Consider the following 23486-nt stretch of genomic DNA (forward strand, 5'->3'; position numbering starts at 1 on the left):
AAGATTTAATTAAATTAATATCAGAAAATGATTCGATTAAAAACAGTTAATACTTGAGATGAACACCATGAAAAAATCAACACTTATTGATAAATTCTTAGACTTACTCTCTTCAAGAAGTACACTCAGAGAAATTCATAATAATTTTATTGATGCAGATATTATAAGAGATAGTTCTATAAATCAAAAATATAGCGGACAACGTAAATCGTTAGCGTGGGAATATATTAGTACTTTAAATTTAGAAGATGAAGCTGAATTTTGTAAATTACTTAATGTTATAGAAACGTATTTGTTTCAATGGAACCTGTATACTCATGAAATTGATGAAGACGAAGAAATTAATAGATTAATAAAAATAATTAATGTATTGGGTTATGCATATAACCAAGATATAGAAAGAATAACTAAAAATGGAAGTGAAGTTAACCTAAATACTATAAAATCTTTGGCAGAAAAATTTGATGTTGAGTATGTATTAAAAGAATGTAATAGAATTGAAAAAGAGGCACAAACGGATCCTGAAGATGCAATTACATCTGCAAAAGCAATGGCTGAAAGTACTTTGAAGCATATTTTAGATTCTGAAGGAGAACAATTTAATAATAATGAAACTTTAAGAGCTTTGTATAAAAAAGTAAGTAATATTATGAATCTTTCTCCTGGTTGACACAATGAAAATACTTTTAAAACAATCTTGAGTGGTATGATAAATATAATTAATGGTCTGGACGAAGTAAGGAATGAATATGGTGACGCACATTGTAAATCAAAGAAAAATTATAAGCCGGAAACTAGACATGCTTATTTAGCAATCAACGCAGCGCGTATGATAACTGAGTTTCTTTTAGCTTCCTATAAAAAGTAATAGATATTTGATGATAAACAATCAATTGTATTGGATATATATTTATAAAATCATCATCAACTGATAAGTAGAAAGTTATCATAAGTGAAGGATTTTTGAAGGTTTTAAAAATAAAATTTCTAATTGCAAAAATTTTGGAGTCATTGAGAACATGATTTTAAATATAAAGATTCTCGTATTGTAAAATCAATCTTTGTATTTAATAATTTAAAAAGGAAGGTTAATAAGATGAACTCTATAAATCTAATAAATCATTATAACAAATTTAAAAAGGATATTGAAGAAAGGTTTTCAATACCATTACATTATGTGATATTTGGTATTTTACTTATTGTATGGTATTTAAATATTCCAATTGATAGATTAATAAGTTTTTTAGATGAAGATTTAAAAATTAAAATCTTACAAACATTTTCTCTAATATATAATCATTTAATATTATGCTCATTAATAATTTTCTTTTTAATTATTATCATATCAATAGTTTTTGATAATCTTAATATGAATAGATTTGTCCCACCGGATGCAGAATATATTGATGGGACTAAAAGCTCAATTAATTACATATCTGCAATTAAAAGATTAACTAGCATTTTTTTATTAATATTAACTAAGTATTGGATTTATTACTTTCTTGCTCTAGTTCTTATTAATAATGGTACGTATGTATATTTAAGTGATGGATCGATTTTACTTAATAGGATTTTAATGATCTTTAATATTATAATGTTGATTTGGTATGCTTTAAGAGCAGTTTTTGTATTGAAAATCCCTGTTGATAGTGTCATAACTCGCATTAGTGAACATGAATTAGAAAGATATTATATTATATTAAATGAAAAAAATGGATATATAATTGTGAAACCAGAATATAGAAAAATGACTAACTATTACTTAATTAAAATAGATGATATGTTTAACAATAACAAACATTATAAAGTAATTAATAAGTCGAAAGAACTTGATGAAATTATATATAATTTTGATTATTTAACTAAAAATATATAGTTTTGATTTTATGTTAAAAATTATATTGAGAGAAAATCTGAATATTGATATTTAAAAACCGCATCACTACCCGATAAGCAGAAATGTATCATAAGTGATGCGGTTTTTTAGACATTTAATAATAAAATTTATCATTACCAATGGTTTATAACATGAAATTGTGCATTTATATGATTAGCTAAGAAAAAAGACTCGAGCTTAATCGAGTCTTTTTTACTTGAACTTATTATGGTAGGAGTTATTGTTATTGTGTTTTTTTAAATTAGTAATTAAAACATAGAAACCAATTATTAAGATCAATATTGGTAAAATAATTATTAAATAAATAGAAAGCGAACCGAAGATGTTAGTCATCATAGCCAATGCGAACAAAATTAATGCAATTAAATTTAATAAATTCAGTCCTAAGATTTTAGACATATTTTCACCTCCATAATTTAAAGAACTATTTAAAATAGTTCCTTTTAGTCATCACCATCATTATTTTGCTTATTAAGGATAAAATAAATTATTATAGGAATGAAAGCAGAAAAAATAGTCGAATAGCTACCATTTTTAATTGATAATGGTATACAGATTGCCAAGATTATTAAACATATAGTTAATACTATAATGACATAAAGTTTACTTTTGTCCATCCTGCAACTCTCCTTCAACTGATTATTATCAAAAACGTAACATACTATTAATTTTTTTCATAGAATAAATAGATTAACAATAATTATTATTAAAATTTTCATAATTTAATGTTAATCAAGACGGTTCAGAAATTGGTTCAAATGAATCGAATGCAAAAGTGGTATTATATGGAGATTTAAGATGTCCACACTGCAAGGATTTCCATAAAAATACATTTCCAAGAATTAAAAAAGATTATATAGATAAGGGTAAAATATCATTTGAGTATAGAGATTTAGGAATATTAGGATTTGGGCCTTTTAAACTTGGAAAGCTCTCGTATGTTATTGATAAACATGCACCGAATGAATACTGGAATTACATAGATGCAGCATTAAATGTAAATGCAAATCCAGATAAATTAATATCAGATTTGAATGTATCAAAAAATATAAGAGATAAAATTAAAAAAGATTATAAAGAAAAAATAATTATGCTTCAAAAAATGGAATATATAAATGTGGTTAATTAATAATTAAAACTAGTTTTTAAAAATAACAGTAGAAAAGAAGTGGGATATTGATTAATATAATTATATAGACTTAAAAAACTATTTAAAAAATTTATGAAAATGATTAAGTAGTATGATTAAAGCTACGTAACCGAATGAATTAATTATTAAAAATTTATAACATATGGGAGAATAAAAATGAATTTACAAAATCAATCAAAATATCCAAATGCATATCCAAATGTTACTCAAAATGAGAAAACAATGGCTATGTTAATGTGGATACTAACATTTTTCACTGGATTTGTTGGTCCTTTAATTGTTTGGCTGATTAAAAAAGATGAATCAGCATATTTAAACCAACAGGGTAAAAACTATCTGAATTATATGATTAGCTATAGTTTATATGGTATTGGAGCTTTAATTTTAACAACTGTTTTAATTGGCTATCTTTTATTATTCGTTTTATCCATTGTATGTATTGTTTATAGTATTTTAGCTATTATATCTGTGAACAAAGGCGAAGATTATGTCGTCCCTTTTACAATAGAAATTATAAAATAAATAATAACTGATTAATAATATAGATGATTAACTAAGTAATAATACCAATTATATTTTTAAAGATAGTGAGAAAATATGAAGTTTATAGTAATTGAAGGCGTTAAAATCAATGATTAAGACGGTTAGAGGAATTTTCATTTCTCTAACCGTCTTTTAACTATTTTTGCTTTGAGATAATTATTTCTTATTTGTTTATATAAAGAGCATTATCGGAGCAACATAAACATTTTCAGTAACTATTTATGATACATGAAACTTTTTAGATAGATAAAAAAATGTAAACATTGATATTTTAAGAATACATTTGATTTTTGTAAACTTTTTAATAAGAAAATAAAAATTCAAATAAATGGAAATGTTATAGAATTTTCTTGTTCAATACATTAAAATAATATATATCAAAATTAAATTATTGAGAGTAGGAAAAGTATGAATTGTAAAAATTGTGGGAAACATATCGATAAAAATGACAAATTTTGTACTTATTGTGGGCACGGTATAGAACAGAATACAACAATTAATGAAAATACAACAAAAAATGATAAAATTTGTCCAAACTGTAAAGCAAAGGTGGGAATTGAGGATAGATTTTGTATAAAATGTGGTCATAATTTAAAGAAAGAGGATGGTGAGATAAAAAGGGAATCCCAAAAAAGTGAGGAGAAAGAGACCTTTAATGAAAGCGCTGAAACAATTGAACAACAAACTGCCCAAAATATTAACCTTAAAAATGAAGCAAGAAATTTATTTAGTAGCACTACTAAATCTATAGGGAAATTTGCTGGTAGCGAAGAAAGTTTAGATTTGAATTTAAAAGATATGTTTTCAGAAGTGTTTAAGCCCCATTCCAAAGAAGAATCGGATGAAGTATTTATAGCTGGAACCAAGAATACTACACCACCTTTAGATGAAGTTTCAGAAGAATGGGCAAAGCCTTGGGTTTTCTCTAGAGTGTTTCTAGCATTTGCTATTACATTTGCAGCATTATGGGTTTTAGGAACGGTATTTGAAAATGCAAACGCAATACCTGGTTTGATATTTATTGGTGCACTAACAGTACCATTAACAGGCTTATTCTTTTTTTATGAGTCAAATGCGTTTAAAGATATTAGTTTATTTGAAGTATTAAAAATGTTTTTTATAGGCGGAGTATTTTCTTTAATTAGTACTATGATTTTATACAATTTCATTACTTTTAGTGAAGAATATTATTTAAGTGGAACGATGACAGTAATAGATGCGGCGCTAGTAGGGTTAGTTGAAGAAACGGGTAAAGCAGTTATAATCGTGTATTTTATAAATAAAAATAGAACAAATAGAATTTTAAACGGTTTACTTATTGGAGGGGCAATTGGTGCTGGATTTGCGGTTTTTGAATCTGCAGGTTATATATTAAATTATTCAGCTAATTTTGATATTTCATTAATTGACATGATATACACTAGAGCATGGACTGCAATTGGTGGTCACTTAGTTTGGTCAGCAATTATTGGAGCAGGAATTGTTATTGCAAAAGAAGAAAATAATTTTGGATTCAATAACATATTAGATAAGAGGTTACTATTTTTCTTTTTCTCTTCAGTAATTTTACATGGGATCTGGGACACATCAATTTCATTAGCAGGAAGTATTACTCTTAAGTATTTAGTATTGATATTTATAGTATGGATCTTTGTATTTATATTAATGAAAGCGGGATTAAAACAAGTAAATATTTTACAGGCAGAAGTAAGGGGTATAAAGGAGAGCGTCGATAAATGAAATATTGTCCTAATTGTGGTAATAAAATAGAAAACACACAAGTTTTTTGTAATAAATGTGGTAAAAAGCTAGTCAATAGTGATCATAAAAGTGAAAAAGATAAATATCAAAATTCACAATTACAACATAAAATAAGTAGCAATAGACAAATGGAGCGTAGTAATTTTAAATTATGGGCAATCATTGTTTCGATAATTGTTGTTATTTTATTAGTTGTAGCGTTAATGTTTGCGGGATATTATTTTTATAAAAACGTAGTTTTAGGAAACGGTTCTATTAATATATTTCAAAGTGATAGTGAAACGACCCAAGATAATCAACAAGCAACTATTAATGTTTTGTCCTCTGAATTTAGTGAAAATTTTATGAATGCTGATAATACTAGTGGTTATGAAGGATTTAATATAGGAATGTCCAAACAAGAGATAAAATCAAAATTTGGAGAACCTGATAATAGAATTTCTATGGATATAGGTAATATAGAAAAATACCATAATATTGGTATATATTATGGTATAGACGATACAGTATCAAGTGTATACATTTTACCAGAAGCAATTTCAGTATCTGATTTCAAGCAATTTCATGGAGAACCCACTGTAGAAACAGAGGAGAAGTTGGTATATGACGATAACTCTGATAATGGTTTTACTATTTTTGTGAATAAAGAGAATGGTGAAGTGCAATCAATTGAAAACACATACCAAGTTGATGAAGATTCTTTGAATAGTATGGATTTAAATAAAATTAACTAGCGCACGTATATTATTTATTTAAAATTAAAAGATATTTATTATGAAAACCGTATCATTAACTGATAACAGAAGCATATCATAAATAATGTGGTATTTTAATATTTCTACTTATTATTAGTAGTATTGAAATGTAATAAGTATGACTAAGAAAAAATGACAATTTCTATTATACTTCAATAGAAATTGTCATTTTTTGGATTATACAAATTTAAGATTCTAGTATTTATAACTTATTTAATAGATTGGAGAAAAATTGAATGATGGATTGTATAATTTCCACAATACCATCCCATATACGTTGAAGGAGATTTCTATTTTCTTCTGTATTCAAATCTTTGGCTTTATCCTTCGCTTTATTCAATAAACCATCTGAATTTTTTTCGATTTTTTTTAATACATCTTTGGCATTTTGCTTAAACGCTTTTGGATCGGAAGTTAAGGCATTAGAGTTTGCCACATTTACCATATTATTATTAATCATTTGAATTTGATTACCTGATAATATTTCTGATAAACCACGTTCATCAAGAACTTTATTGACAGTGTCCTCTACTTGTTGTTGTGTGATTTGTTTATCTTGATTTTGTTTAATATCTGCAAGTTGCTCTTTAATATCTGCTATAGAAGCATTTAAAGCTTCATCTGAATACCCATCTTTACCTTTATTTTCTTCTGAAATTGTACCTAAGTCATTCATTTCTTGATTTGAATTTTGAATATCTTCGGCATTTAGGTCGTTACCTTTTTCTTCATAAGCTTTATAAATACCTGCTAAAGCACCTTCACCAGTTACTTGATCGACAGAAGCTATATGTATTTCTGCATTTTTAATTCCTGCCGTAATTGCAGCATTTTGGTATTGTTCTGATGTCACTTTTGTAATGTTGTTTGGTGTATCAATTTTCACATCAACACCTTTACCCCATTTTTTATGTTCAATCGTTGCACTTGAATAAATATAACTTAAATTACTACTACTTGGGATATAATTACTCACATCATTGACGTTAACACTATAAGTTTCATAATTATTTTCAACACCTAGGTCGTCCTCAGTTTGTTGTAAATCTTGTCCTTCTAAGTCAGCACCTTTAATAAAAACAGGTTCATCCCAATTTTCTTTATTTTCAGCTGCTTTAACAACACCTGAAGCTGATAACAACAATGTAGCTACTGCTAAACTAGTTACTGTTTTTTTCATTTTCAATACCCATCCCTTTAATTAAAATATTTCCTATATAGTATTAATCATATCCAATAACATGTTTTTGGATTGTTTCAATCATCTCCGCATCAGCCCGTGCCATATCATATTTATAAATTTGGTTAAACCTTGGGTTATAAATGCCGATGTAACGTATATTCTTAAACATAGATTTTTGAGAAGCTTTTCCCATTAAATAATAAATCACTAACTGAAGTGTACTACTCTTTTGTGGTAGTTGTTTTGAAACTTTAAAATCCCACAAAGTATCTTCAGTTAGAAAGTCGCCATCTCCAGTATCAATAATGCTTGTATAACCACCCTCAAATGTGAAACCATCCATTTTAACTTCACCAATTTGATTAAAAAATGAAAGGCTTCTTTCTATAAGTGATTTTATATTATTAATTGTGTTTTGATCGGGAATTTTAGATTCTTTGGGCATTCTTCCTGCTCTATATACCATATCGTAATTTACTAAATGACATGCTTTAATAATAGAGAGGTCGTCATTATCTTTAATATCTGATAATAATGATTCTGCTTTTTTTAAATCTCCAGCTAATTCTGCGCCAGTTAACGATATGGCAAATGACTTTTCTTTGTTTTGATTGATAATCATACGAGTGAGATAATCTACGACCAAACCAATTGTTTGTGGTGCTATATTTTCATTTTTTGTATCTATAAATGTTTCTGGCTCTAGTTGTTTAATTTCAAATGATTTTCTATTTAGGTATCCACCACGAGGTTGTTTAACTTGTGAAATTCTTTGTGTAACACTGACCAATTAAAAGCTCCTTTTTGTATTAATATTTTTATAATTATGAACCGTTTGAAGTTTCTTTGTCATTTACTGAACTTTTTGATTCTACATCTTGAGATTGTTCATTTTCAAAGTTGTTATCATCAATATTTTCATCATTGTTTTGGTTGTTATTTTCTTGTGTTGCATCTGAATTTTGCTTATCCTCGCTAGATGGTTGTTCTATTTGTTGATTTGGATCCTCACGTTCCTCATTTTGTGAAGCTTCCTCGTTACTATTTTCTTGCTGTTCTTCATTATTTAGTTCTTGATTTGATTCATCATTATTTGTTTCTGTGTTGTCTTTGTTTTGTTCATTTGTTGTATTTTCATCATCTGATTGATTATTCTCTTTTTCAGTTTGAGACTGGTTGTTATTTGATGTTGCTTGATTTGACCCATTCTCATATCCTTGTTCTTCTTGCCAATAGTTACCTACTATTTTTGAAAGTTTTTTATATTTTTGTTCTGGTACATCAGAAGTAGCAGTTTCAAACTCAGGCATACCTTTTTTATATATGTAAGTATTATAGAAATCTAAAGTTATATTATAAGCTTTTTTATCTACCTTTCCATCATTTGTTTTTACAAGTCCATCTGCATGCGTACCAGCACTACCAGTACTTATAATTTCTCCCGTATTTCTATCTATAATTGCGTGGTGCTTAACGGATTCGTTTATCCCGCCAAAAGGGGTTTCAATAAAAATTTCATCATTATTACTTTTATCTTTATTGTAAATTAGATTATCTTTATTTTGTGTGAAATTGACTAAATCTTCGGAGTTAAAAGCGATAGATTTTGCTTCATCAATTGTTATAGGTTTACTATTTTGATTATTTTCTTCAGTAGTTGTTTTTGTAGCATTAGTCTCACCTTGAGATTGATTCTTTGAATTTTGATTGTTTTCTGCTATTTCTTCATTTGATTGCTTTTCAGTTTCATCTGAATTTTTATCACTTTTATGTGCTTTATTATTGTCTTTTTTATCATTATCGTCTGCATTTTGACCGCAGGCACTTAAAATAATAAAAGAAGACAAACCTAACATCCATAATTTTCTAAATTTCATTAAATACAGCTCCCCTATATAAAATTCACTTTCAATGTTACCAGAAAAGAAAGCGTTATAAAATACAATAAAATTAAAATATACTATACTAAATATGATTAATATAAAATTGCTGTGATAATGAATGATTAATTTGTTTGTATTTCAGTAACAACTTAAATGTTATAATTATTAATAAGGTAATCCTTGAAATACAAATAAAGCCACACAATATAATCATTGATTATAATAGAAAAAAGTAAGTCTAGGGGGATGTTATGGTATACCAAAGTGAGTTTGCGTTAGAAACTGAAATGATGGAACAGCTGAAATCAAATGGCTATGAAACTGTAGCCATTAGGAGTGAACAACAACTATTAGATAATTTTCGTTCTATATTAAATGAACGTCACACTGATAAATTAAATGGAGAACCTCTAACAGATAAAGAGTTTCAACGCTTGTTAACGATGATTAATGGTAAGGGGATTTTTGAAAGTGCGCGTATATTACGTGATAAGATGCCTTTGAAACGAGATGATGAATCGGAGGTGTATTTATCATTTTTAGATACGAGAAATTGGTGTCAAAATAAATTCCAAATCACTAACCAAGTATCCGTAGAAGATACATACAAAGCGAGATATGATGTCACAATTTTAATTAATGGCTTACCATTAGTTCAAATTGAGCTTAAACGTCGTGGTATTGATATCAATGAAGCATTTAATCAAGTGATGCGTTATCGAAAACAAAACTACACAGGTCTTTTTCGTTATATACAATTATTTATTATCAGTAACGGTATAGAAACGCGTTATATCTCTAATAATGATGGTGAAATTTTGAAAAGTCATATGTTTTATTGGAGCGATAAAGATAATAATCGTATCAATACATTGAATGACTTTACTGATACATTTTTAAGACCTTGTCATATCGCTAAAATGATTTCACGCTATATGATTTTAAATGAAACAGATCATATCCTTATGGCCATGCGTCCATATCAAGTTCACGCTGTTGAAGCCTTAATACATCAAGCAACCGAAACGAGTAATAACGGCTATATTTGGCACACAACCGGTAGTGGTAAAACATTAACTTCCTTTAAAGCGAGTCAAGTATTGTCAGAACAAGATGACATAAAAAAAGTCATCTTCCTTGTCGACCGTAAGGATTTAGACAGCCAGACTGAAGAGGAGTTTAATAAATTCTCTAAAGGTTCAGTGGATAAAACGAATAATACGGCACAGCTCGTTAAACAGTTAAAAGATAAAAGTTTGCCGCTTATTGTTACGACGATTCAAAAAATGTCTAAAGCCATTCAGAATAACGCGGAAGCATTAGATCAATATAAGACAGATAAAGTGGTCTTCATTATTGATGAATGTCATCGTAGTCAATTCGGTGATATGCATCGCATTGTCCGTCAACATTTTAATAATGCACAGTACTTTGGTTTCACCGGGACACCTCGTTTTGAAGAAAATCAAAGTCAAGACGGCCGAAGTACTGCTGACATTTTCGGTAGATGCTTACACTCATATCTCATTAAAGATGCCATTCATGACGGCAATGTATTAGGTTTTTCAGTAGATTATATCAATACATTTAAAGCTCAAAATATAAATACAGATTCAGAAGATATGGTTGAAGATATTAATAAAGATGAAGTGTGGATGGCAGATAAACGTGTTGAACTCATTGCTCGACATATCACAGAAAACCACGACAAATATACGAGAAATAGACAATATTCAGCAATATTAACTGTACAAAGTATTCCAGCACTTGTGAAATATTACAACACCTTCAAAAATATTAGTAAAGACTATGAACATCCATTAAAAATAGCAGGTGTATTTTCTTATGCAGCAAATGAGGAAAGTAAAGAAGGAGATGTGGATGAGGCACATTCTAGAGATAAACTAAAAGAAATTATGCAAGATTATAATCAGCACTTCGGAACCAATTTCTCAACGGACACTTTCCAGGAGTACTTTAATCATATTTCTAAAAATGTTAAAAAAGGTGTTAAAGACAATAAAATTGACGTGCTTATTGTAGTGAACATGTTCTTAACTGGGTTTGACAGTAAAGTATTAAACACATTATATGTAGATAAGAACTTAAAATACCACGATTTAATCCAAGCCTATTCACGTACAAACCGTGTAGAAAAGGAAACCAAACCATTTGGAAAAATCGTCAACTATCGTGACTTGAAACGAAATACGGATAATGCATTAAAACTTTTCTCTCAGACAGATGATACAGATCGCGTATTAATGAGAAACTTTGATGAGTATCAATCTGAATTTGTAGATGCTTTAGCTGAATTGAAGACTATTGCCCTAAAACCACAAGATATGGATAATGTCCAAGATGAAAATGAGAAAAAAGCATTTGTGGAAGCATTCCGTCTAGTTTCAAAACTTGTACTGAGATTGAAAGCATTCGATGAGTTCGACTTTACAAAAGAAAATATTGGTATGGATGAACAAGAATTCGAAGACTACAAGAGTAAATACTTCGCAATATATGATGAAGTGAAGCCAAAACGTGGTGAAGTTGAAAAAGTATCCATCTTAAATGACATTGATTTTGAGATAGAAATCTTACGTAATGATATGATAAATGTGTCCTATATCATGGATTTAGTTCGCCAAATTGATTTGAAAGACAAAGTAGAACAGCAACGCAATCGTGAACAAATTAGACGTATATTAGACAACGCGGATGATCCAACACTACGTTTAAAACGTGATTTAATTCGTGAATTTATTGATGAAGTGGTACCTAAGTTATCTGAAGAAGATAACATTGATGAAGCTTATCTATTGTTTGAAAATGCGAAACGCGAAGAAGAATTTAATGATTTTGCACATCAACAAGCCGTTGATGAACAAATACTCAAGACACTTACAGGTGAGTTTGAATATAGTGGTATTGTGAATCAAGACCACCTTAAAGACCTCGTTGGAGATAAAAAACTTAGAGAAAAACGTCAAACTAAAAAAGCAGTGACGTCATTTATAGAAGAAGTAACAGAAAAGTATAGTAGTTAGAAATGGTATCAAACCTTTGTGATAATAAATATTGCAGAGGTTTTGATATGTGTTAATCAAACACAATTTAATTATGCAAACAAAGCATAAAGCATTTTAATAAATGGAGGAAATGAGATGTCAATTACTGAAAAACAACGCCAACAACAGGCTGAATTACATAAACGTTTATGGTCTATTGCCAATGATTTGAGAGGTAATATGGATGCAAGTGAGTTCCGTAACTATATTTTAGGACTCATCTTCTATCGCTTTTTATCAGAAAAAGCTGAAACAGAAGTTGCTGAAGCATTATCAGGTGAAGATTTAACATATGAACAAGCTTGGGAAGATGAAGAATACCGCGAAGACTTAAAAGCCGAACTCATCGAGAATGTGGGTTACTATATTGAGCCCGAAGATTTATTCAGCAGTATGGTTAAAGAAATCGAAAATCAACGTTTTGATATTGAACATTTAGCACAAGCCATTCGAAAAGTAGAAACCTCTACACTGGGACAAGATAGTGAAGAAGACTTTATTGGTTTGTTCAGTGATATGGATCTAAGTTCAACACGTCTAGGGAATACGGTCAAAGAGCGTACAGCTCTTATAGGTAAAGTCATGGTTAATTTAGCAGATTTACCTTTTGTACATAGTGATTTAGAAATTGATATGTTAGGTGATGCTTATGAGTTCTTAATTGGTCGCTTTGCAGCAAACGCTGGTAAAAAAGCAGGTGAATTCTATACACCCCAACAAGTATCTAAAATATTAGCTCAAATTGTCACATTAGGTAAAGATAAATTAAGGAATGTCTATGACCCAACATGTGGTTCAGGTTCATTATTATTACGTGTAGGTAAAGAAACAACCGTCTATCGTTATAATGGACAAGAACGTAACAATACAACATATAACTTGGCTCGCATGAATATGTTGTTACACGATGTGCGTTATGAAAACTTTGATATTCAAAATGATGACACGCTAGAAAACCCTGCATTCTTGGATGAAAAATTCGATGCTGTAGTAGCTAATCCACCTTACAGTGCTAAATGGTCTGCGGATAGTAAATTTAACGATGATGAACGTTTTAGTAATTACGGCAAACTAGCACCTAAATCTAAAGCAGACTTCGCATTTATTCAACATATGGTGCACTATTTAGATGATGAAGGAACGATGGCGGTAGTCTTACCGCACGGTGTACTTTTCCGTGGCGCAGCTGAAGGAACGATACGTAAATATTTGATTGAAGAGAAAAATTATTTAGATGCGGTGATTGGTTTACCAGCGAATATTTTTTATGGTACAAGCATCCCAACCTGTGTCCTAGTATTTAAAAAATGTCGTGAAGAAGATCAAGACGTGCTATTTATTGATGCTTCGAACGAATTTGAAAAAGGTAAAAATCAAAACCATCTCACAGATGAACAAGTTTCAAAAATCATCGATACGTATCAGAACAGAAAAACAGTAGATAAATATAGTTATGCAGCAAGTCTCAAAGAAATTGAAGACAATGACTATAATTTAAATATTCCACGATATGTCGACACATTTGAAGAAGAAGAAACTATCGATTTAGAGAAAGTTCAAAAAGAGATAAATCAGATTGACGACGAAATAGTACAAGTAGAACAAGAAATCAATGGATATTTAAGAGAATTAGGAGTGTATAAACATGACTAATGATATGAAGAATATGCCAGAGTTGAGATTTCCAGAGTTTGAAGGTGAGTGGGAAGAGAAATCATTAAATGATATAGTTGACGTTCGTTCTGGAAAAGATTATAAACACTTGAACAAAGGGCAATATCCTGTTTATGGAACAGGCGGTTATATGATTAGTGTCGATGAATATTTATATGATGGTGATGCTATAGGTATTGGTAGAAAAGGAACAATTAATAAACCTTATCTTTTAAAAGGTCCTTTTTGGACTGTAGATACACTGTTTTACTGTGTGCCTAAAAAAAATAATACATACTTTATTTTGAGTTTATTCAAAAATATAAACTGGAAAATATATGATGAATCTACAGGTGTACCAAGTCTAAGTAAAGTGACTATTAACAAAATTCAAAGAAAAGTTCCTGCAAATGAAGAGCAACAAAAAATAGGCGATTTCTTCAGCAAACTCGACCGACAAATCGAATTAGAAGAACAAAAATTAGAGAAGTTAGAAGAACAGAAAAAGGGTTATATGCAAAAGGTTTTCACACAAGAATTACGATTTACAGATGATAATGGTAATGAATATCCGAATTGGGAAAAAGAAGAAATACAAGATTTAATGGAAGTTACCTCTGTAAAAAGAATTCATCAATCAGATTGGCAATCTAATGGAGTGCCATTTTTAAGAGCAAGAGACATTGTGGCTTATAATAAAGGAGAAGAAATTAAAGAACCTTTATTCATATCCTATGATAAATATAATGAACATAGTTCAATATCAGGAAAGGTTGAAAAAGGAGATTTATTAGTAACAGGTGTGGGCACAATTGGCGTACCATTTTTAATAAAAGATAATACCCCTCTATACTTTAAAGATGGCAATATTATTTGGCTAAAAAATAGGGGGAATTTGGATGGAAATTTTCTTTTTTATTCTTTTTTAAATGCTAATATTCAAAACTATATAAAAAGAGTAGCAGGTGTGGGTACTGTTGGTACATACACAATAGCTAATGCGAAAAAAACACCAATATTTGAACCAACAAAATTAGAACAAGAAAAAATTGGAAATTTCTTTATAAACTTAGATTCGATAATTGAAAAACAGTCTTCAAAGGTCGAATTATTAAAACATCGTAAGCAAGGTTTATTACAGAAAATGTTTGTTTGATTCTGATAATACCCTATTATGTAAACAAAAATTTAAATATTCAAATGAACTCTTATTATTTTTTGGATGAACTGTACAGTTAAATTAGTATATAGAATGATAAGGAATTTTTAGATAAGGTGGTTTTTCTTTTGGGAGATGTAAAACTTTTTAATATTGAAGTGAACAATACTTACGAACTTGTAGGGGAGTCTGTTGCGATTGAAAAATCATTACAGAATATTATTGAATGTAATACAGAGCAACTATTAGGTATTAACTTTTTAGCAAGTGAATATTCTACAGGGAAAAATCACTCAGGTAGAATTGATACTTTGGGTATTGATGAAAATTATTCTCCTGTAATTATTGAGTATAAGCGTACGACAAACGAGAATGTTATTAATCAAGGCTTGTTTTATTTGGACTGGCTAATGGACCATAAAGCAGAGTTTGAGTTGCTTGTAATGAATCAATTGGGTAAAGATGTTTCTGATAAAATTGAGTGGGCATCGCCGAGATTGTTATGTATTGCTGGTGGATTTACAAAATATGATGAGCATGCTGTGAAACAAATTAATCGTAATATAGAGTTATATCGATATAAGTATTTTGAAAATAAATTTTTACTATTGGATTTAGTAAATGCAACATTTACAACGAGTCATAAAGAAAAAAATGTCAAAAGTGCTTCTCAAATAATAGATACAGAAAACAGTTCTTATACTTCAAAAAATCTTGAATCGGCTAATGAAAAATTAACAGATTTATACTATGAATTATATGAATATATGATGAGCAAAGGTGATGATGTTCAATTTAAAGAATTGAAACATTATTTCGCGTTCAAAAGAATCAAAAATTTTGCTTGTCTTGAAGTACATCCAAGTCAACAAAGAATTATTGTATTTGTAAAAGTAAACATAGAACAGACGGTTATTGAAAAAGGATTTATGCGTGATATGACAAATATCAATCATTGGGGGACTGGGAACTTATCTCTTTTAATAAGAAATAAAGAAGACGTTGAAAAAGCAAAAGTGTATATTGATGAAAGCTACGAAAATAATTAAACTATAATATTTTTTTATGGCTCTATACTAACACAGGACTGACATAAAAGTCAGTCCTGTTTTTAATTACCCTTTCTCCGTTTGTGTTGGGATTCTTCTATAATGCAGTTAACTATTTTTAAATAAAAAGAAACAGCTTTCGGATTACTGTCAGGCACTTCAGGCATTGTGTTTGCTTCTTCTCCCATGATTGGAGGTATTTTAAGTGATACATTGGCTTGTGCAAAACGTGTTTTTTATTAACATACCTTTTACTATTATCTTTTGGAATTATTAATGGTGTATACATATTAAGCGTAATGATTATTACAGTGATCAGTGGCGTAACTATAATTTCTAAAAAGTCAAAGGTGTTAACTCAAAATAATTATAATTTATTCAGGTTTCTTCATTATGAAATTTGAATAAATCTGTTTATTGTTGCAAGTAAATGAATATTCAACTCCATAATATTTAAAATTTTGTAATAACAAGTATAATCAAAGTTATTAAATGACTAATAAGAAAATAAATATAATTTTAATTGAAGAGCGATATTATTATTTTTGAGCTATATATTATGTTTTTCTACCAGATTTAATTTCGACTAATATATAATTGAATTTTAAAGAGTCTAAGAGAAAATATAGAGGGAAGCCATGTATTAAATCTTTAAAATGTGGAGGATAAAATGAAAGAGGATAAAGTAGTGATTGCATCAGTTACCAAAGAAAACCAACTTGAAAAGGTACTGAAATACAAAGATAACTTGAAAGCAGTATTTATTTTAACTGGTAATTTTATAAATATTAAAGAGTATGTGAAGCTATATCAGTCAAATGGAATTGATGTTTATATTCATGTGGAGAAGATTAAAGGATTAAAATTAGATGATTTTGGTTTTAAATATATAAAACAAAGCATTCAACCTGAAGGTATCATAACGACAAAAATGAGTCATGTAAAATTAGCGAAAAAGAATGATATTTTCGTAATTCAACGTTTCTTTTTAGCAGATCACGATATGAAAGAAAATATTATAAACACTGCTAAAGTAAGTCAGCCCGACATGTTAGAAATGATGCCAACGATTACTTCATTTTTAATTGAATCTATTCAATCAGAAGTAAAAATCCCCATTATTATGGGTGGATTAGTAGATAGTGAAACTTATTTAACTCAAGCACTTGAAGATGGCGCTTTAGGTGTATCGACTGCGAATAAAGAAATGTGGAAAAGAGAATTTACTGATTTTTTACATGAGCATCAATAAATATTAATATACATTTGTTACATTGAACATAACAAGTGAAGTGATAGGCAATTGGAGAGCCAAATAAGCGTGTATCGACACGTTTATTTGGCTATTTTTTTGGAGGGATTAAGGCGAATGAAGCAATTTAGTTTTCTCTTGTGTATAACATTAATATTTTTAGCAGGTTGTAGCGCTGAAGGGAGCAAGAAAGAGACAAAGGATGGCAAAGTGAAAATTGAGTATTGGCATGTCAACGCTGAAACTCAAGGTGGAAAAACGGTAAAAGAACTTGTAAACGATTTTAATAAACAAAGTGACGACGTCTATGTGCAAGCTAAATATAATCCAGATATGTATAAAGGATTGATACAGAATATGATGTCTGAAGCAGCAGGGGGTAGAACCCCAGATGTTGTACAAATAGGCTGGTCCTTTAAAAATTATTATAAAGACAACTTTGAATATACATCACCCGAAGAGATTATCAATCAATCATTTCCAGAAGATAAAAAGTTTATAAAAGAAAAGTTTGATGACAAGGTTTTAAAAATTGCCCAGGATGAAAACGGAGAACAACTAGGACTGCCATATTCCGTTAGTAGTCCAGTTATGTTTATAAATAAAGATATTTTACGTAAAGCGCATCTTGATGCAAATGGACCGAAGACTTGGGAAGAAGTTCAAAACTATGCAAAAAAAATTAAAGAAACCACAAATCAATATGGCATCTTTATACAAGAGCCTGCAGATAGTTGGGCGCAACAAGCAATCGTTGAAAGTAATGGGGGCAATATCGTAAAAGATGGCAAAGCATCATTTGCAAACCAGGAAGGTATAGAAGCGTATCAAATGATGCAAGATATGGTGAACAATAAGTCCGCATTACATACTAATGACGAACAAGGTCAACAGAGCTTTATCAATGGTGAAGTCGGTATGCTATTTACTACAAATGCGAAACAAAAACACATTAAAGATAATGCAACATTTGATGTTGAAGCGATTGAAATACCAAGTTGGAAAGGTAAAGAGAAAGCAGTCCCCGCAGGTGGTGCAATGCTAGGTATCACGTCAGATACTAAGGAAGAACAAGAAGCATCGTGGAAGTTTATGAAATATCTCTACAAAGTTGAAAATGTGGCGAAATGGACGAAAGGGACGGGATACGTGCCGCCACGTAATGATGTTGTAGATAACCCGAAAGGTTTAAAAGCTTATGTTGAAGAAAATAAGATGATGCGACCAGCAATCAACCAAATGAGTGATGTTGTGCCTTGGGCGGCATTTCCTGGTAATAGTGGTTTAGAAGCTGAGCAACAACTTATTGATATGCGAGATAAAATACTCGGGGAAGATGCAGATGTAAAGGAAACCATGGAAGCAACACAAAATAGAATTAATCAGGAATTAGATTAACCAATTAAGGAGGTACAAGTAATGAATAAAAAATGGTTGCCTTATGCATTATTACTACCATCTGTAATCATTATTTTAATTTTTAATATTATACCTTTGATTTATACCGTATATTTAAGCTTTTTTGATTGGAACATGGTTAAAACAAACAAAGAATTTGTAGGTTTAGATAATTATATTGAGCTTTTTACAAACACTAAGTTTTATATGATTATCGGTCAGACATTTGCCTATATTGCCTTACTAGTTGTATTTAATACAGTGATGACTTATATTTTTGCTTTTATTGTAGATTACTTTATTGGCAAAGGAAAACGTATTTATCAAACTGTATTGTTTATACCCTCTGTAATTTCACTTGTTGTAGGTGCGATGGTGTTTCTGTGGATACTTAACCCAGTGTCGGGACCTGTTGCACAAGTGCTAGGGATATTTGGCGTATCGATACCAAATTGGACGACAACGAATGGTTGGGTCATCTTTGTCATTAGTTTGATTGTAGCGTGGAAAGTCTTTGGGTATAATTTCTTGGTTTTATATTCCAGTATTATTGGCATACCAAGAGAGATGATTGAAGCAGCAAAAATAGATAACGTGAAGCCTTCACGTATTTTTATAGATATTATTCTACCTATGAGCTCGGCGACCGGTTTTTACATTTTAATTATGACTATAGTACAAGGTTTGCAGTACGTTTTTACGCCTATCAGTGTAATTACAAAAGGCGGCCCCAATTATCAAAGTAGTAATTTAATTTATCACGCTTATCACGAAGGGTTCACCTTATATAAAACAGGTGTTTCTGCTGCTGTCTCGACAATTACATTGATTATTTTCTTTTCACTATTACTGATTCAGTTTTTAGTGGTTGAGAGGAGAGTAAAGTATGAAAACTAAATCTTCTATCGCACATATCGTACTCATCACATGTATATTATTAGCGATTTATCCAATTATTTTTGCAGTAAGTAATTCGTTCAAAAAACTAAGCCACGCGTATGATTCTATGATTAATTTAATACCATTACCATTTACAATGGAGAATTTCGACAAATTAATTAACGATATTCCATTGTTGCAAATTACAACAAACACGTTCGTAATTGCCAGTGTGATCACGATAGTGAAAGTAATCATTTCATTTTTAGCAGCGTTCGCTATTGTTTTCTATCAATTCAAATTTAAAAAAGTGACTTATATGGTACTCGTAGCAACGATATTTGTTCCATTTACTGTCACGATGGTCCCGAATTATATTATTATGGCGCGTTTAGGTTTTGTAGATTCGTGGTGGGGGGTTATTTTACCCCAGCTTGCAGATGCGATTGGCATATTTATGTTAACGCAATCTATGCGTAATATACCAAAAGTATTGTTAGACTCCTTGCAAGTGGATAATATTTCAGTTTGGCATACGATGAAAGACGTGATTGTGCCAATTACTAAGCCTGCGCTGACATCAACAAGTATTTGGTTTTTTATCTTGTCATGGAATGAATATATATGGCCAAACTTAATGTTGAAAAGTGAAGAAAATTATACATTACCTTTAGCATTACAATTGTTTGTAAGTTCAGAAGGTGGCACTAATTTTACAGTGGCGATGGCCTTGAGTGTCTTAACGATGGCCATTCCACTCATCGTATACTTATTGTTCCAACGTATGATTATAGACACATTCACTGCAAGTGGGATTAAATAGGAGGTTTACAATGGGTACTTTAGAATTGAAAAATTTATGCAAATCATTTGGTGACACTAAAGTGATTGAGAATTTAACTTTGAAAATAAATGATGGGGAACGCGTAGTGTTTTTAGGCCCCTCTGGTTGCGGGAAGTCTACAATACTTAGAATGATCTCTGGCATAGAAAGTGTTTCAGACGGCCAAATACTATTTGATGATAAGGATGTAACAAATTATGCTCCGGGAGAAAGAGATATTGCAATGGTTTTTCAAAACTACGCGTTATATCCCCATATGAGCGTAGAGAAGAATATTACCTATGCATTAAAACGTAATAAAATACCCAAAGAAGATATTGAGCAACGTCTTCATCAAGCACTCTCTATATTAGATTTAAATCACTTAAAAGAACGTAAACCAAGCGAACTTTCAGGTGGTCAACGTCAAAGAGTTGCTTTAGGCAGAGCAGTCGTTAAGAATGCTTCTTATTTCTTATTAGACGAACCTCTGTCTAACCTAGATGCTTTATTGCGTGTATCTGCTAGGAGAGAGTTATTACATTTACATGATATGTATCAGCATACTTTTATTTTTGTGACACATGATCAATTAGAGGCAATGGCATTAGCTGATCGTATTGCATTATTTGATAAGGGTGAAATACAAATGTTCGATACACCGGAAAATGTTTATAATCATCCGAGTAATGTGTTTACAGCACGTTTTATCGGTACGCCACCGATGAATATCCTCGATGCAAAGTATGAGAAAAACCAACTCATATTTGATTCTAAACTATATATAGATGCGAAGACTTTAAATCAGCAAAATTTAGAGCTCTATGAAGGTCTTTCGCTATTAGTAGGTATTCGTCCTGAAGCAATTTATATAACGGAAGAACCAACAGGAATAAGATTTGAAATTGAAGATATTGAAAATTTAGGAGAAAGTTACAGTCTTATTGGAAAAATCAATCAACAAATGCTGACTGTAAAAAGTTATAAAAGACCAGAACAAAGTATAGTAAATATTAAGTTTGATATGAGTAAAGTAACATTGTTTGATCCAAATACAGAAATGAATATAGAGGAGAGGTAATTATGGCACTCATTTTAAGTACCAATGCATATATAAGAAGTGGATTAACGCCTATTTATGGTCTTTTAGAGGACAACCCAGATATAGGAATAGAACTTTTTGCGAATAACCAAGATAAAGCTTATATGAAAGAATTACTTGCTTTAGGTAAAGATACAAATCGATACTTAACCTATCATGAACAAATATTTGATGTAGAACACTCACGATCAAGGGAAGAAGATTTATATAGCTTAGAACAAATTCGATTAGCCATTGAACATTGTGTAGACTTAGGAATAAAAGATATCGTCTATCATGTAAATAACATCGCGATTGACGATAAGCAACAAATGATTGCTCAAACAAAATTTAATTTAGACCATATTACACAAGAAGCTAAAAAAAAAGGTGTCAATATTTTAGTGGAAAATGTGGGCGTAGATACCAAGCAAAACAAATTATTAACAGAATCAGAATTTATCAATTTTTGTAAAGAACGCGCGAACAACGTATTGATTGATATTGGACACGCAAATGCAAATGGGTGGAATTTAGATTATGTGATACAGCAACTTCAAGACAAAATTAAATTCTATCATTTACACAATAACGACGGTAAGCATGACGATCATAATTTATTACACGATGGCACATTAAATATGGAACACTTCTTTGAGACATACCATAAGTATACACCCAATGCCCATCTAACATTGGAATACAATTATGATATCGGAGGACAACCACAGCAAATTCAACATGATATAGACTATGTATTAAGAAAAATGAAAACAGAATAACAAGGATAAAGTTGAAAACTGTCCATCATAGTGAGAAGTCGGATTGTAGTAATTTAATCTACACTCCGACTTATATTATTATTGCGATACTATATTAATCATTTTAAATGGCTGAAGACATCATTTGTTTAAAAATAGCTAATAATAATTACTAACTTAAGATTTTTTGTAATGATATAAATAGAAATTAATCTTTTTAACATAAACAATACATACCTAATCAATTTGATGATTTTAAATAAAAATATATTCTGTTTTAAAATGTGTTTTTAATTCAATTACAAACAAAGGTTAAAATTTGAGAAAAATGAAACAAATAAAATAAATGTGCGTTGTCTATTTTCTACAATAAAGTATGTGAATATTAGTTTTGTTGCAAAGTGATAAAAGACATATCCCTGAATGATAAATTATCGGAGGGCGCATATGTATATCATATTTTTATATTCCAAATAGAGCATTATAACTTAATATATAACTAATAGCCGACAGTATAGTAATAACAGCTTTATTAAATTCTATAATCTAAAATGTTTCATGAGAAACGTTTTTTAAGCAATACTATTAACAAGCAGAAGCATATCATAAGTGATGCGGTTTTTAAGTTTACATTGTGCAAGTGATGATGTTAATTAATTGAAAATAATATTTAAAGTAAACAGAATGTGGAATGAAATTACGATAATTTATAGTATAACACTAGACAATCCTATTTAAGTTTATTCAGGTCACTCGTTTTATAATTTTTGTGTAGTATTAAGAGAACAAAATATAAATCAATTAAAATATCATCATATTAAAGATGGATTATATCTCGTGCTAAGGATAGAACATAAATCAATAGCAGTGAGAAGCTTATATTTGGGATTGAAAGAGTTGGTTAATGAAATCGGCCACTAATATGGTGACACAAATGAAATTATAGAAAGATATATATAGTGAATGTAGCAGAACAACATGAGTGTGGTATATGTATGCCGGCTAAATGTAAAGCATATAGACATAAAGTAAAGAGATTGCGAGCACGGTGTTTATACAGGTTGAAGTAACAGAAAAATGAATTGAGAAGTTTGAAATAGAAGTTTTAATAAATACAATTTTATTATAAACAGAGTAAATGAGTTTATCACAATGCAATTTTTTGAACTCGCCTTAAAAATGCATCAAACTCCC

The 23486-nt window shown here is 30.0% G+C and carries 20 protein-coding genes and 1 pseudogene; 17 read left to right on the forward strand and 4 right to left on the reverse strand.

The window, feature by feature from the left end:
* Positions 1–67: 67 nt before the first annotated feature.
* The 3 genes and pseudogenes from ACF91D_RS04785 (at position 68) to ACF91D_RS04795 (ending at position 1876) form a co-directional block, all read left to right on the forward strand.
* Positions 68–670: a succinate dehydrogenase assembly factor 2 gene (locus ACF91D_RS04785; protein ID WP_327620886.1), complete on the forward strand. Its 603-nt coding sequence runs from the start codon at positions 68–70 to the stop codon at positions 668–670.
* Between the two features lie 18 nt (positions 671–688).
* Positions 689–868: pseudogene (locus ACF91D_RS04790) on the forward strand (abortive infection family protein); the annotation flags it as partial.
* Between the two features lie 228 nt (positions 869–1096).
* Positions 1097–1876, forward strand: a complete 780-nt coding sequence (locus ACF91D_RS04795; RefSeq protein WP_327620884.1) for a hypothetical protein — start codon at positions 1097–1099, stop codon at positions 1874–1876.
* A gap of 213 nt (positions 1877–2089) precedes the next feature.
* Here ACF91D_RS04795 and ACF91D_RS04800 read toward each other — a convergent pair whose 3' ends face one another.
* Entirely contained in the window at positions 2090–2296 is a 207-nt protein-coding gene (locus tag ACF91D_RS04800; protein WP_327620883.1) for a hypothetical protein, read from the reverse strand.
* Between the two features lie 349 nt (positions 2297–2645).
* Between ACF91D_RS04800 and ACF91D_RS04805 the strand changes: the two genes are divergently transcribed.
* The 4 genes from ACF91D_RS04805 to ACF91D_RS04820 all read left to right on the forward strand — a co-directional run bounded on the left by ACF91D_RS04805 (position 2646) and on the right by ACF91D_RS04820 (position 6085).
* On the forward strand, positions 2646–3026 hold the full coding sequence (locus ACF91D_RS04805; RefSeq protein ID WP_327620910.1) for a DsbA family protein: 381 nt from the start codon (positions 2646–2648) through the stop codon (positions 3024–3026).
* A 177-nt stretch (positions 3027–3203) separates the two neighbouring features.
* The gene (locus tag ACF91D_RS04810; protein WP_119523411.1) at positions 3204–3569 is read left to right on the forward strand and encodes a DUF4870 domain-containing protein; all 366 of its coding nucleotides are present in this window, start codon (positions 3204–3206) and stop codon (positions 3567–3569) included.
* A gap of 429 nt (positions 3570–3998) precedes the next feature.
* Positions 3999–5330, forward strand: a complete 1332-nt coding sequence (locus ACF91D_RS04815) for a PrsW family glutamic-type intramembrane protease (RefSeq protein ID WP_327620882.1) — start codon at positions 3999–4001, stop codon at positions 5328–5330.
* Positions 5327–6085: a zinc ribbon domain-containing protein gene (locus ACF91D_RS04820; RefSeq protein ID WP_327620881.1), complete on the forward strand. Its 759-nt coding sequence runs from the start codon at positions 5327–5329 to the stop codon at positions 6083–6085. The genes ACF91D_RS04815 and ACF91D_RS04820 overlap by 4 nt, the downstream gene beginning before the upstream one ends.
* Before the next feature lie 223 nt (positions 6086–6308).
* Here ACF91D_RS04820 and ACF91D_RS04825 read toward each other — a convergent pair whose 3' ends face one another.
* From ACF91D_RS04825 to ACF91D_RS04835, 3 genes are read right to left on the reverse strand one after another with little or no spacing between them, the layout of a single operon-like run.
* A complete protein-coding gene (locus tag ACF91D_RS04825) occupies positions 6309–7286 on the reverse strand; it encodes a DUF1002 domain-containing protein (RefSeq protein ID WP_327620880.1) in 978 nt (325 codons plus the stop codon).
* Between the two features lie 43 nt (positions 7287–7329).
* Positions 7330–8079: a hypothetical protein gene (locus ACF91D_RS04830; RefSeq protein ID WP_327620879.1), complete on the reverse strand. Its 750-nt coding sequence runs from the start codon at positions 8077–8079 to the stop codon at positions 7330–7332.
* A gap of 34 nt (positions 8080–8113) precedes the next feature.
* Positions 8114–9166 carry a hypothetical protein gene (locus ACF91D_RS04835; protein WP_327620878.1) on the reverse strand — a complete coding sequence of 351 codons (1053 nt, stop codon included), beginning with the start codon at positions 9164–9166 and terminating at the stop codon, positions 8114–8116.
* 257 nt (positions 9167–9423) lie between these two features.
* On the opposite strand from ACF91D_RS04835, the gene ACF91D_RS04840 reads away from it, so the two are divergent.
* The 10 genes from ACF91D_RS04840 to ACF91D_RS04885 all read left to right on the forward strand — a co-directional run bounded on the left by ACF91D_RS04840 (position 9424) and on the right by ACF91D_RS04885 (position 22313).
* A complete protein-coding gene (locus ACF91D_RS04840) occupies positions 9424–12216 on the forward strand; it encodes a type I restriction endonuclease subunit R (protein ID WP_327620877.1) in 2793 nt (930 codons plus the stop codon).
* A 117-nt stretch (positions 12217–12333) separates the two neighbouring features.
* On the forward strand, positions 12334–13890 hold the full coding sequence (locus tag ACF91D_RS04845) for a type I restriction-modification system subunit M (RefSeq protein WP_327620876.1): 1557 nt from the start codon (positions 12334–12336) through the stop codon (positions 13888–13890).
* Complete coding sequence (locus ACF91D_RS04850) at positions 13883–15046, forward strand: restriction endonuclease subunit S (RefSeq protein WP_327620875.1); 1164 nt, start codon at positions 13883–13885, stop codon at positions 15044–15046. The genes ACF91D_RS04845 and ACF91D_RS04850 overlap by 8 nt, the downstream gene beginning before the upstream one ends.
* A gap of 131 nt (positions 15047–15177) precedes the next feature.
* Positions 15178–16098 (forward strand): DUF5655 domain-containing protein, encoded by a 921-nt coding sequence (locus ACF91D_RS04855; RefSeq protein ID WP_327620874.1) that lies wholly within the window; start codon positions 15178–15180, stop codon positions 16096–16098.
* A 670-nt stretch (positions 16099–16768) separates the two neighbouring features.
* Entirely contained in the window at positions 16769–17350 is a 582-nt protein-coding gene (locus ACF91D_RS04860; protein WP_327620873.1) for a glycerol-3-phosphate responsive antiterminator, read from the forward strand.
* A gap of 117 nt (positions 17351–17467) precedes the next feature.
* Complete coding sequence (locus ACF91D_RS04865; RefSeq protein WP_327620872.1) at positions 17468–18748, forward strand: ABC transporter substrate-binding protein; 1281 nt, start codon at positions 17468–17470, stop codon at positions 18746–18748.
* Between the two features lie 21 nt (positions 18749–18769).
* Positions 18770–19645, forward strand: coding sequence for a carbohydrate ABC transporter permease (locus ACF91D_RS04870; RefSeq protein ID WP_101050653.1), 876 nt, complete (start codon positions 18770–18772; stop codon positions 19643–19645).
* Positions 19635–20450: a carbohydrate ABC transporter permease gene (locus tag ACF91D_RS04875; protein ID WP_327620871.1), complete on the forward strand. Its 816-nt coding sequence runs from the start codon at positions 19635–19637 to the stop codon at positions 20448–20450. The genes ACF91D_RS04870 and ACF91D_RS04875 overlap by 11 nt, the downstream gene beginning before the upstream one ends.
* A gap of 10 nt (positions 20451–20460) precedes the next feature.
* A complete protein-coding gene (locus ACF91D_RS04880) occupies positions 20461–21531 on the forward strand; it encodes an ABC transporter ATP-binding protein (protein WP_107549896.1) in 1071 nt (356 codons plus the stop codon).
* Between the two features lie 2 nt (positions 21532–21533).
* Positions 21534–22313 (forward strand): sugar phosphate isomerase/epimerase family protein, encoded by a 780-nt coding sequence (locus ACF91D_RS04885; RefSeq protein WP_327620870.1) that lies wholly within the window; start codon positions 21534–21536, stop codon positions 22311–22313.
* The last annotated feature ends 1173 nt before the right edge of the window (positions 22314–23486 follow it).

It is taken from the genome of Staphylococcus sp. 231237_7MaSpsaltlick (assembly GCF_043107035.1).

Coding starts and splice junctions, on each gene's coding strand:
- ACF91D_RS04785 (WP_327620886.1), top strand. CDS start 68: ATGAAAAAATCAACACTTATTGATAAATTCTTAGACTTACTCTCTTCA.
- ACF91D_RS04795 (WP_327620884.1), top strand. CDS start 1,097: ATGAACTCTATAAATCTAATAAATCATTATAACAAATTTAAAAAGGAT.
- ACF91D_RS04800 (WP_327620883.1), bottom strand. CDS start 2,296: ATGTCTAAAATCTTAGGACTGAATTTATTAAATTTAATTGCATTAATT.
- ACF91D_RS04810 (WP_119523411.1), top strand. CDS start 3,204: ATGAATTTACAAAATCAATCAAAATATCCAAATGCATATCCAAATGTT.
- ACF91D_RS04815 (WP_327620882.1), top strand. CDS start 3,999: ATGAATTGTAAAAATTGTGGGAAACATATCGATAAAAATGACAAATTT.
- ACF91D_RS04820 (WP_327620881.1), top strand. CDS start 5,327: ATGAAATATTGTCCTAATTGTGGTAATAAAATAGAAAACACACAAGTT.
- ACF91D_RS04825 (WP_327620880.1), bottom strand. CDS start 7,286: ATGAAAAAAACAGTAACTAGTTTAGCAGTAGCTACATTGTTGTTATCA.
- ACF91D_RS04835 (WP_327620878.1), bottom strand. CDS start 9,166: ATGAAATTTAGAAAATTATGGATGTTAGGTTTGTCTTCTTTTATTATT.
- ACF91D_RS04840 (WP_327620877.1), top strand. CDS start 9,424: ATGGTATACCAAAGTGAGTTTGCGTTAGAAACTGAAATGATGGAACAG.
- ACF91D_RS04845 (WP_327620876.1), top strand. CDS start 12,334: ATGTCAATTACTGAAAAACAACGCCAACAACAGGCTGAATTACATAAA.
- ACF91D_RS04850 (WP_327620875.1), top strand. CDS start 13,883: ATGACTAATGATATGAAGAATATGCCAGAGTTGAGATTTCCAGAGTTT.
- ACF91D_RS04860 (WP_327620873.1), top strand. CDS start 16,769: ATGAAAGAGGATAAAGTAGTGATTGCATCAGTTACCAAAGAAAACCAA.
- ACF91D_RS04865 (WP_327620872.1), top strand. CDS start 17,468: ATGAAGCAATTTAGTTTTCTCTTGTGTATAACATTAATATTTTTAGCA.
- ACF91D_RS04870 (WP_101050653.1), top strand. CDS start 18,770: ATGAATAAAAAATGGTTGCCTTATGCATTATTACTACCATCTGTAATC.
- ACF91D_RS04875 (WP_327620871.1), top strand. CDS start 19,635: ATGAAAACTAAATCTTCTATCGCACATATCGTACTCATCACATGTATA.
- ACF91D_RS04880 (WP_107549896.1), top strand. CDS start 20,461: ATGGGTACTTTAGAATTGAAAAATTTATGCAAATCATTTGGTGACACT.
- ACF91D_RS04885 (WP_327620870.1), top strand. CDS start 21,534: ATGGCACTCATTTTAAGTACCAATGCATATATAAGAAGTGGATTAACG.